The 10,911-nt window shown below is 71.2% G+C and carries 9 protein-coding genes; 4 read left to right on the top strand and 5 right to left on the bottom strand.

Annotated features, from left to right (window positions below; genetic code table 11):
* Positions 1-108 precede the first annotated feature (108 nt).
* Positions 109-1,440, top strand: coding sequence for a type VII secretion-associated serine protease mycosin (mycP, locus tag ACFQV6_RS17100; protein WP_378028467.1), 1,332 nt, complete (start codon positions 109-111; stop codon positions 1,438-1,440).
* 240 nt (positions 1,441-1,680) lie between these two features.
* Here the strand turns inward: mycP and ACFQV6_RS17095 are convergent, their stop codons facing one another.
* The 5 genes from ACFQV6_RS17095 to ACFQV6_RS17075 form a co-directional block, all read right to left on the bottom strand.
* On the bottom strand, positions 1,681-2,859 hold the full coding sequence (locus tag ACFQV6_RS17095) for a MarP family serine protease (RefSeq protein WP_378028466.1): 1,179 nt from the start codon (positions 2,857-2,859) through the stop codon (positions 1,681-1,683).
* Between the two features lie 28 nt (positions 2,860-2,887).
* Positions 2,888-3,616 carry an NUDIX hydrolase gene (locus ACFQV6_RS17090; protein WP_378028465.1) on the bottom strand — a complete coding sequence of 243 codons (729 nt, stop codon included), beginning with the start codon at positions 3,614-3,616 and terminating at the stop codon, positions 2,888-2,890.
* Between the two features lie 73 nt (positions 3,617-3,689).
* Positions 3,690-4,307, bottom strand: a complete 618-nt coding sequence (locus ACFQV6_RS17085; protein ID WP_378028464.1) for a TlpA family protein disulfide reductase — start codon at positions 4,305-4,307, stop codon at positions 3,690-3,692.
* A complete protein-coding gene (nth, locus tag ACFQV6_RS17080) occupies positions 4,304-5,110 on the bottom strand; it encodes an endonuclease III (protein WP_378028463.1) in 807 nt (268 codons plus the stop codon). Before nth ends, ACFQV6_RS17085 begins: the two co-directional genes overlap by 4 nt.
* Before the next feature lie 35 nt (positions 5,111-5,145).
* Positions 5,146-6,330 carry a CapA family protein gene (locus ACFQV6_RS17075; protein ID WP_378028462.1) on the bottom strand — a complete coding sequence of 395 codons (1,185 nt, stop codon included), beginning with the start codon at positions 6,328-6,330 and terminating at the stop codon, positions 5,146-5,148.
* Between the two features lie 206 nt (positions 6,331-6,536).
* On the opposite strand from ACFQV6_RS17075, the gene ACFQV6_RS17070 reads away from it, so the two are divergent.
* From ACFQV6_RS17070 to ACFQV6_RS17060, 3 genes are all read left to right on the top strand, one after another.
* Positions 6,537-7,214, top strand: coding sequence for a Crp/Fnr family transcriptional regulator (locus tag ACFQV6_RS17070; protein ID WP_014447921.1), 678 nt, complete (start codon positions 6,537-6,539; stop codon positions 7,212-7,214).
* A 210-nt stretch (positions 7,215-7,424) separates the two neighbouring features.
* A complete protein-coding gene (locus tag ACFQV6_RS17065; RefSeq protein WP_378028461.1) occupies positions 7,425-8,822 on the top strand; it encodes a carboxyl transferase domain-containing protein in 1,398 nt (465 codons plus the stop codon).
* An 11-nt stretch (positions 8,823-8,833) separates the two neighbouring features.
* Positions 8,834-10,840, top strand: a complete 2,007-nt coding sequence (locus ACFQV6_RS17060; RefSeq protein ID WP_378028460.1) for a biotin carboxylase N-terminal domain-containing protein — start codon at positions 8,834-8,836, stop codon at positions 10,838-10,840.
* Positions 10,841-10,911 lie beyond the last annotated feature (71 nt).

The raw sequence follows: 10,911 nt of genomic DNA, 5'->3' as shown, positions 1-10,911 counted from the left end.
CCCTCCATCGACTGACCGACTGAAATGGCGACGCCGACCCGTGAGCAGAGTGAGCGAAGAATCCCGGCCGTTGCGGCCGCGATGTCGTGCGCCCCTCGGCGGTGCCCGGTGCTGAGCCGGCCGGGCGTGCTGAGCCGGCCGGGCGTGCAGCGGCTGAGCGCGGCAACGCTGGCCGGCCTGCTGGCCGTTGGCGCACCCGCCACCGCGGCCCTCGCTGCGCCCGCTGCCGGCCCGCTCGCTGCGCCCGCTGTCGGCCCCCTCGCGGAGCCCGCCGCCGGTGCCGCCACCGACTGGGTGCGGGCCGAGCAGTGGCACCTGAAAACCCTCAACGTGCCCGGCGCCTGGACCTATGCGAACGGCGCCGGCGTGACGGTCGCGGTCATCGACTCCGGCGTCGACGGGCGCCACCCCGACCTGCAGGGTCAGGTGCTGCCCGGCATCGACCTGGTCGCCGGGGACGGCGACGGCCAGACCGACCCGGTCGGCCACGGCACCACGGTCTCGGCCATCATCGCCGGCCGCTCCGACGACACCGCGGGAGTCGTCGGGATCGCCCCCAAGGCCAAGATCCTGCCGATCCGCGTGCTCGACGCGGACAACCGCTACAACGACGCCCTTGTTGTTGCGAAAGCCGTCCGCTGGGCCGTCGACAAGGGCGCCAAGGTGCTGAACCTGTCGCTCGGCGGCAGCGGTTCCAGCGCCACCCTGGCCGCGGCCCTCGACTACGCGTTCGCCAAGGACGTGGTGGTGATCGCCTGCACCGGCAACGCGAACGCCTCGAACAGCTCGTCGTCCACCGGCGTCTGGTACCCGGCCCGCGAACCGGGCGTCCTGGCCGTCGCCGGCATGGAACGCGACGGTGACGTGCTCTGGTCCGGTTCGATCACCGGCAAGGAGACCGTGATCACGGCCCCGGCCACACAGCTGGTCGGCGCCCGCGGCCCGGACGGTTACTGGCGCGTACAGGGCACCAGCTTCGCCGCACCGATGGTGGCCGGCACTGCCGCTCTGCTGCGGTCGAGGTGGCCCGACATGCCGGCCGGCGAGGTGGTCAACCGGATCATCCGGACGGCCAAGGATCGGGGCGCCACCGGCCGCGACCCGCAGTACGGTTTCGGTCTTGTCGACCCCGTGGCGGCCCTGACGTCGACCGAGGTGCAGGCCGCGCTGGACAACCCGCTGGACAACACGCCGCCTCAGGGTGTGGCGCGGTTCGGCAGTGCGCCGGTCTCGGGAGAGGCGCAGTCGGCGCCTGAGGCGTCGGGGCAGCCGGGCGCTCCCACCGGTGAGCCGGGGTCACACGGTGGCGGCTGGGCCGGCCCGTCGGCTCCGGCTACTGAAGGGGCCAGCTATGCCCGGCTGGTCGCCCTGATGCTGTTCCTGCTGTCGGCGGTCGCCGCTGCGGTGACCGTTCGCCGGTTCGCCCGGGCCACGAGCTGACGGCGGGCTGAGCGCGAAGCCCGGCGGGCCGTGGACTGCGCGAACGCACATCTCAGGCCGCCGGGCGCGGGTTGAGCGCGAGCGGGAGATCTCAGCCGCCTGGGTCGGGCTGAGCGCGGCGGAGCCGGGAGCCGGGCGGAGCCGGGAGCCGGGCTGAGCCGGGAGCCGGGCTGAGCCGGGAGCCGGGCTGAGCGCGGCGGAGCCGGGAGCCGGGCTGAGCGCGGCAGGTCCCCGTTCGTGTCAGGCGCACTCGCCGGTGCGGACGCCCTTCGTGTTCTCGCGGCCTGCTTTCGCGGTGCCGGCGGCCTCGTCCGCGGTGAGGGCGAAGCCGACGTTCTTGTCGTCCGCCGCCGCTGCGAAGATCACGCCGAGGACGTCGCCGTTCGGGTCGATCAGGGGGCCGCCCGAGTTGCCACTGCGGACATACGACTTGATCGTGTAGATCTCGCGGGTCACGTCGCCCGAGTCGTAAATGTCCGGGCCGGTGATGCGGCTGACGTCGCGGACGCGGGCGGACTGGGCGTTGTACGGACCGTCCTGGGGGTATCCGAGCACGATCGCGTTCGCCCCCGTGGTGGCTTCCTTCTGGACGAAGGGCATGACCGGGGCACGCAGGCCGGGCACGTGCAGGACGGCGAGGTCACGTTTCGGGTCGTACACCACCACGGTGCCCTCGAGCTGGCCGCGAGAGGTCTCCACGACCACCTCTTCGGTGCCGGCCACCACGTGCGCGTTGGTCATGACGCGCTCCTGGGCGTACACGAAGCCGGTGCCCTCGATGCGCCGTGAGCAGCTCGGCGCCGCGCCGAGCACCTTGAGGACCGACCGCTTCGAATCCTGCACCACCTTGGAGCTCGCCAGCCGCTTGTCCGGCTCGGCGACCTCCTTGGCCTGGGTCCGGGCCAGCCCGCCGAACACGTCGGGGAAGCCGCTGGTGTCCAGGGTGTCCTGCAGTGCCGAGGAGAGGGTCTGGGCCTCCTCCGGCATCAGGCCGTTGATGCCGGTGAGGATCGCACTGCTGCGGAACTCGCGGTTGATCGCGGGGAACGGGGTGGAGCCGAGCGGCACCGCGACCAGCCAGGAGGCCAGCAGCAGGGCGACCACCGAGATGACCGCGCCGCCGGCGTCGTCGAGGTGCTGCAGCGGCTTGCTGAAGATGCCGCGGCGCAGGTTGGTGCCGAGCCAGCCGGCCAGGGTCTGACCGAGGACCGCCAGGATGAGGATCACCGCGAGGGCGACCACCAGCCGGACCGTGCCGTCGGCGAACTGCCGGGCGAGCAGCGGCCCCAGTTGGAGGCCGATCAGAACGCCGCTGAAGAAGCCACCCAGCGAGAGCGCACCGATCACGAAGCCCTGCCGGTATCCGCTGATCGCGAAGAGCAGCATCAGCACGATCAGAATTACATCGACCACGGGCACTCACTCAGAGTAGAAGTCGGGGGCCACCTCACGACACCACCTCGTCGGGCGCTCCGCCGCGCGCCGCCGGTACGGGTGCCGAGGCGTCGGGAAGTTCGACGACGCGGCCCTGCTCCCACGGTTGGGACCACCCGGCCATGTCGAGCAGAACTGAGATCACCCCCGCCGTGAAGCCCCAGACGAGCAGCCCACGGACCTGGAACGCGGGCCCGATCCAACCGCTCGGATGTCGCACCCGGATACGGTTCGCGGGGTCGGCCAGTTCACTGATCGGCAGACGTGCGACATGGGCGACTTCGGCGGGCTGCAAGGGGTGCACCTCGTGCGGGTGGCGCCACCACGCCAGCACCGGGGTGACGACGAACCGGCTGACCGGGATCCACAGGTCCGGCAGCAGCGCGAGCACCTCCGCGCTGGACCGGTCGAGGCCGACCTCCTCGCTCGCCTCCCGCAACGCGGTGACTGTGGCGTCGGCGTCCTCCGGGTCGGTGGCACCGCCCGGGAAGGCGGGCTGACCGGCGTGGTTCCGCATGGTCGCGGCTCGCTGGAGGATGAGCAGGTCGGGCCCGCCCGGGGTGTCGGGGCCCGGCTCGCTCTCGCCGAGCAGCACCAGCACGGCACTGGCCCGGCCTCCGCCGCCGACCGGCTCGCGCAGCGGGGTGAAGTCCTCGGTCCGGCATTGGCCGGCCCGGGTCAGCAGCGGCTCGAACCAGGACGGCAGACCGTCCGGCCGGGCGAGAACCCGTCCCTGGCTCATGCCATCACCTCCGCTTCGCTCCGGCGCCGCCATGAGCGAAAAACTGAGCCTGATGACTCGCTCGCAAGCTCGCTCATCGCTTCACCGTCACGCCGGTGTGCTCCGGCATCAGCTTGATCAGGTCGTCGACGTTCACGGCTTCACGATGCACGTACATCCTGCCGTCGGCGCCGACGAACACGGTGACCGGGAGGGTGGCCTGCCCGAGGGCGCTGGCGAACCGGCGCTCCGGGTCGAACAGGGTCGGAAAGCTGACATCGTGGTCGGCGGCGAACGACGCTGCGGCCGATCGGCCGTCCCCGCTGTCCACACCGACCACCGTGTACCGCCCGTCGGCGCGGTCGGCGAGCCCCTGCATCACCGGCAGCTCGTCGCGGCAGGGCGCGCAGAACGACGCCCAGATGTTGATCACAGCGGGCAGGCGCAGGTCACCCATGCTCACCTCTGCGCCGCCGGTGAAGCAGGGCAACACGACCTCCGGAAGCTCGGTGGCGGCCGGTGCCGAGCCGGTCAGCGCGGCGCAGTCAGTGAATGGCGACGGTATCTCCGGTTCGTCCGGCTCGACGGCGGCCGTGCAGGCTGACAGCACCACCAGGACGGCGGCCGCCGACAGAGCCACCCGGGCGGCGACAGCCGCCAACCGCGCCACCCGGGCGGCGACAGCCGCCGGCAGCCCGAGGGACCGGCTCACGGTTCCTCCGGCGCGAGCACCGCGGCGGCCGGCACCAGACCGGGGTCGACGCCGGCGGCCTCGGCGAGCTCGCGGGCCCGGGGGCCCTTGAGCAGTTTCGCCGCCGGCGCCGCTTCGGTGGGCCCTGTCCCGTACGACGGGCACATGCTCGCCAGCGTGCAGGCGCCGCATGCCGGAGTCCGTGAGTGGCACACCCGCCGCCCGTGGAAGATCACCCGGTGCGACAGCATCGTCCAGTCGCGTTTCTCGATCATGCCGGCGACCAGGAACTCGATCTTCACCTCGTCCATCTCGTCGACCCAGCCGAAACGGTTGGTGAGCCGGCGGAAATGGGTGTCCACGGTGATGCCCGGTACGCCGAAAGCGTTGCCCAGGATCACATTGGCCGTCTTCCGCCCGATCCCGGGCAGCTTCACCAGAGCGTCCAGCCGGTTCGGAATGCTGCCGTCGTGCTTCTCGAGGAGGGCCTGCCCCAGCCGGATCAGCGAGTTGGTCTTGGCGCGGAAGAAGCCCGTGGGCCGCAGCAGCAGCTCCATCTCGGCGCGGTCCGCGGCGGCGTAGTCGGCAGCCGTCGGGTACTGCTGGAACAGTTTCGGTGTCACCTGGTTGACCCGCACGTCGGTGGTCTGCGCGGACAGAATCGTCGCGACCGCCAGCTCGAGCGGGTTGGTGAAGTCGAGCTCGCAGTGCGCGTCGGGGTGGGTCTCGGCCAGCACCCGGGCCATTCTGCGGGCCCGGCGTTTGCGGCCGAGCTCCGTCTCCCGCGCGAAGCGGGAAGCAGTCGCTGCGCGGGGTTCGGTCACCGGTAAAGAGTACTTCGGCAGGTCGAGATCATCCGTCACGCCGAGGGCTTGATCGCCCCGTCGTCACCGATCGTGACGGCGGAGTCCTCGAAGTCGGATGCCGAGAGCCGGTCGACCATCTTGCGGCCGCGCTCGTCGCCGTCGTCCCGGACCGGTACGCCGACGCTGTTCAGATACGTCGAGAGGAACCTGCCACCCGCGTACTCACCCTGTTTGGTCAGCGACACGTGCAGGATCCCGGCGTACTTGAGGTCACCGCTGCGGGACAGCGTCCGCCCGCCACCGGCGAAGTTCCCGAGGCTGTAGGCGATCAGCTTGCCCTGGTAGAACTCCATCCCGCGCAGGACGTGCGGTCCGTGCCCGACAACCAGATCCGCCCCGGCGTCGACAACCGTGTGACTGAACTTGATCGGATCGCCCCGGTTCTCCCCGAAGAACAGCTCGGTGCCCGGCTTCACGTGCGTCTTGTCGGAGCCCTCCGCGCCCATGTGCACCTGCACCACGACGAGGTCGGCCTGTGACTTCGCCTCGGTCACCACGGCGGCGGCAGCCTCCAGGTCGTTCAGGTTGTTCGCTCCCGCGTACGGTGAAAAACCGACCACCGCGACCTTGATTCCCTTGACGTCCACGACGGTGATCTGGTCCTCGGCGCCGGTGTGTGCGAGCCCGGCCTCCTCCAGCGCCTTCACCGTGTTGCGATATCCCTGGGTGCCGTAGTCCTTGGAGTGGTTGTTGGCCGTGTTGAGCAGCTGGAATCCGGCGTCCTTGAGGTGCGCGGCGTAGGACGGCGGCGACCGGAAGGCGAAACAGTTGGGCCGCGGCGGCGAACCGCATTTGGAGGTGCCGGTGTCGCCGGTGAGCGGCTGTTCCAGGTTGCCCATCACCAGGTCGGAGGCGAGCCCCTCCTGGACGGAGTCGAAGAAGCCGTTGCCCGCGTCGGCCGGCAACCGGTTCGGCGCGCTGCCCATGATGATGTCGCCGGTGGCGGAGAGCGTGATCGACTCGACGGCGCCGGACTCCTCGATCGGGGGGCGCGTGACCGGCTCCCCCGCCGGACCGGATGCCGCCGGCGCGCTCCAGCGGGGAGCGTCTCCGTCGCCCCGTTTCGCCAGGGCGATTCCTCCCAATCCAGCACCAATCAGGGCGGCCACCGCAATCGTGACGGTGAGAGCGGGCCGTCCGAAAAGGCCCTGGCGGGGGGAGGGGGGATGCGAATTCATCGACCGGGACGATACCGTCGGGTCGCAAGCGGGATCGACCGACGAAAGGCCTGTCCTGATATGCCCGTACCGCCTATTCATCTCGGGCGGTCAGGGCAAACCTGGTTACCGTCCGGTATCTGGATCAAGGGGTGGCCGCCCGTTTCCCGCCCGCGTGCGCCTAGACTGATCGAGCGCAGACGTTGCGCGTTTTCGGAGGTGCGGCGATGGATGAGGTACTGGCTCGCAGCGGAATCTTCCAGGGCGTTGACCCGGAAGCCGCCGAGGCGCTCGCCAAGGAGATGGACACGATCGAAGTCCGCAAGGGCGACGTGGTCTTCAACGAGGGCGAGGCCGGGGACAGCCTGTATATCGTTCTGTCCGGCAAGATCAAGCTCGGGCGCCGGGCGGCGGACGGGCGGCAGAATCTCGTCTCCATCATGGGCCCGTCCGACATGCTCGGTGAGCTCTCGCTCTTCGACCCCGGCCCGCGGACGGCGACCGCCACCGCGGTGACCGACAGCCGGCTGGCCCGGCTGAAGAAGTCGTCGCTGCGCCCCTGGCTGAACAACCGGCCCGAGATCGCCGAGCAGCTCCTGCGGGTGCTCGCCCGCCGGCTGCGCCGGACCAACGACGCGCTGGCCGACCTGATCTTCACGGACGTGCCCGGCCGGGTCGCGAAAAACCTGCTGCAGATGGCGGGCCGGTTCGGCACCCGCGACGGTGGCGTCCTGCGGGTCACGCACGACCTGACCCAGGAGGAGCTGGCCCAGCTCGTCGGCGCCTCCCGCGAGACGGTGAACAAGGCTCTGGCCGACTTCGCGTCCCGCGCCTGGCTCCGGCTCGACGGCAAGAGCGTGATCATTCTGGACCCCGAGCGCCTGGCACGCCGCGCCCGCGTCTGATTTTGTACTGCGCTCAATAAGGGCCTGTCCATACGGACAGGCCCTTAAACGTGCCTGATCCACCTGTTCGAGGTACCGGGCCTCCACAGCCGAATCCGTGTCGCACCCACACGGACGCTCGTTACGGAGGTGGCCGAGAGGCACCGGCGTGACAGGGAAGGGCGCGGCTTTGAACGCAGGTAGGCGCGTGGCGGGCATCGGGGTGTCTTCATGACCGTGCTCGACACCACGCTGGACCCCCGCGATCCCGCCTATCTGGAGGGGCGCAGCTCCACCCTGCAACTCCTCGCCGACCTGGAGGCCGTGCTCGACGAGGCACGCGGTGGCGGTGGCGAGAAGTGGGTCACCCGGCATCACGCGCGCGGCAAGCTGCTCCCCCGTGAGCGCATCGAGATGCTGCTCGACCAGGACAGCCCGTTCCTCGAGCTGGCGCCGGCGGCGGCCAGGGGGTCCGAGTACCCGGTCGGCGCGAGCGTGGTCACCGGGGTGGGCGTCGTCGAGGGCATCGAATGCCTCGTGATCGCGAACGATCCGACGGTGGACGGCGGCGCGGTCAACCCGTACACCGCGGAGAAGATCCGCCGGGCCGCGCGGATCGCCTCGGTGAACCGGCTGCCGATGGTGAACCTCGTGGAGTCGGTCGGCGGGCAGAAGCCGGGCGGCGGGATCGCCCGCGAGCTGAGCCGGCTCACCCCGGACCGGGTGCCCACCGTTTGTGTGATCTTCGGCGTCACCACGGGTGACGCGGCCTACCTGCCGGCACTGTCCGATTACACGATCATGGTGCGCGGGCACGCCAAGGTACTCACCATCCACCCGCAACCGGTACGCGGCACGGCGAACGGCCACGGCGGCGTCGAGGTACGGGCCACCCCGGTCGTGCCCGCCGGACCCACCGGACCCGCCGACCAGCTCGCCGAGGACGAACGCGACGGGCTGCGGCTGGCCCGCCAGTGCGTACGCCGCCTCAACTGGCACAAGCACGGACCGCCACCACGCACCCAGCACCCGGCACCGCCCCGCCACGACGCCGAGGACCTGCTGACCCTGGCAGCTCTGAAGCCGGCCGACTTCGAACCGCGTGAGGTGCTCGCCCGAATCCTCGACGACAGCGACTTCGACGAGTTCAAACCCGGCCCCGGCGCCACCGCCCTGATCGCCGGCTGGGGTGAGCTGCACGGATACCCGGTAGGAGTGCTCGCCACCCCGGGCAACCCGTGCTCGGTCGCCGAGGCGCAGAAGGCCGTGCACTTCCTGCACCTGGCCAACGCGACAGCCACCCCGCTGCTCTTCCTGCGGCACACCGGCACTCCACCGGCCGCCGGTGCGGAACCGCCCGACGCCCGGCACGACGCACCGCTCGTGCACGCGGTGGCCAGGTCGGCTGTACCGCACCTGGTCCTCAGCGTCGGCGCGGCCGCCTGTGACCTCGCAGACCGCCCCGACGAGCCCCGCTTCCAGTTCAGCTGGCCCACGGCGGAGCGCACACCGACCGACGACGGCGTCATCGACCCCCGCGACACCCGTACGGTCCTCGGCCTCTGCCTCTCCGCCGTGCACAGCGCGGCCGTGGAGGGCGCGGGACACGTCGGCGTGTTCAGACCCTGAAAGGTAGACCAGTGATCCGACGACTTCTGGTGGCCGACCGAGGTGAGGTCGCCCGCCGGGTGTTCGCCACCTGCCGGCTGGTCGGCATCGAGACGGTCGCCGTCTACTCCGACGTCGATTCCAACGCACCGCACGTCACCGAGGCCGACTACGCGGTCCACCTGCCGGGCAACACACCGTCCGCCACGTACCTGCGTACCGAGGTCCTGATCGCGGCCGCCCAGCGGGCCGGTGCCAACGCGCTGCACCCCGGCACCGGCGCGCTCGCCGAGGACCCGGAGTTCGCCGCCGCCGTGGTCGACGCCGGTTTGATCTGGGTCGGGGCTCCGGCCGCGATCCTGCGTACGCTCAGCGTCAAGACCGAGATGAAGAAGCTGGTCGCCGAGGCCCGGGTGCCCGTGCTGCCGACCTTCACCGATCCGGACTCGGTGCCGGGCTTCCCCGTACTCATCAAGCCCGTGACCGGGACCGGCGGCACCGGCATGCGCGTCGTCCGCGATGCGACCGCCCTGGCCGAAGCGGTGGCCTCGACCCGCCGCGAGGTCGGCGGTGAGGTGTTCTGCGAACCGTACGTGAGCAACGTCCGCCACATCGAGGTACCGATCCTGGCCGATGCGCAGGGCTCGGTCGTCCCGTTCGGTGAGCGGGAATGCTCCGTGCAGCGCCGCTACCAGAAGATCGTCGAGGAGACACCGTCCCCGGCCGTCGACCCCGGCCTGCGCGAGGAACTGTGCCGGGCGGCGATCGTCGCCGTGCGGGCGCTCGGTTACGTCGGCACCGGTGCTGTCGAGTTCCTGCTGGACGCCGACGGCGACTTCTGGTTCCTGGAGCTGACACCCACGCTGCAGGCCGACCACGCGGTCACCGAGTGCGTGTCCGGTTATGACATGGTGCGCCTGCAACTGCTGGTTGCCGAGGGTGGCAGCCTTCCGATGCCGGGACCGCCACCCATCCGGGGGCACGCCATCGAGGTGCGAATCAGTGCAGAGGATCCGGCGTACGCCTGGCTGCCCGCCGCCGGCACCCTGCACCGATTCGCCGTGCCGGACGTGGCGGGCGCCTTCCGCCCGCTGCCGCAGCCGGGCCTGCGCCTGGACGCCGGCGTGATCGACGGTTCGGTGATCGGCATGCACCACGACCCGATGCTGGCGAAACTGATCGCCTGGGCACCGAGCCGCCAGGAGGCCGCCCGGATGCTGGCGTCCGCACTGGCCCGCACCCAGCTGCACGGCGTCGTGTCCAACCGCGACCTGCTGGTACGTGTCCTGCGGCACCACTCGTTCCGCTCCGGCGACGTCGACACCGGCTTCCTGGACCGGCATCCCGAGGTCTTCGCCCCGCTGCTGTCCTCGGTGGACGCCGTACGCCTCTCCTGCCTCGCGGCCGCCCTGGCCGGAGCCGCCGGCCGCCGCGCCACCGCCGCCGTGCTCGGCTCGCTGCCCTCCGGCTGGCGCAACGTCCCGTCCGGCTCGCAGACCGCTGTCTACGACGGCCCGACCGGCCCGGTCGAGGTCGGCTACCGGATGAACCGGCACGGTGACCTGGCCGGCTGGTGGGTGCGCGCCGTGGACCCGGAGGAGCTGGACCTGGCCGGTCTCGGTCAGGCGCCGGTCGCCGACGACCTGCCGCCGATCGTGGTGGTGCAGGCGAGCGCCGACCGGGTCGTCCTCAACGTGCAGGGCATCCGGCTCACCGTCCTGGTGCACCGGGTCGGCGACGTGTCGTACGTGGACAGCCCCGAGGGCTCGGTGGCGCTGCGCGAGATCTCCCGTTTCCCGCTGCCCACGCCCGAGGCGTCGGAGAGCTCGCTGATCGCGCCGCTGCCGGGCGCGGTCCGGCGGGTTCTGGTCGTTCCCGGTCAGCGGGTGCGGGCCGGTGAGCTGCTGCTCACCCTGGAGGCGATGAAGCTCGAGCATCCGGTGCACGCGCCGTCGGCCGGGGTGGTGGCGTCGCTTCCGGTGCAGCCGGGTGCCGAGGTGGACACCGGTGAGCTGCTGGCGGTCCTCGACCCGGAGTAGCTCCTGCATCGGTTGTCTCGCCGCGCCCCTGCCGCCCGCTCACCCGCTCACCCGCTCACCCGGAGAGGTCA

The sequence above is a fragment of the Actinoplanes sp. GCM10030250 genome (assembly GCF_042666575.1).
In the GTDB taxonomy this organism is placed as follows: domain Bacteria; phylum Actinomycetota; class Actinomycetes; order Mycobacteriales; family Micromonosporaceae; genus Actinoplanes.
The sequence above is the reverse complement of the archived record's forward strand: the minus strand, read 5'-3'. Positions and strand labels throughout refer to the sequence as shown.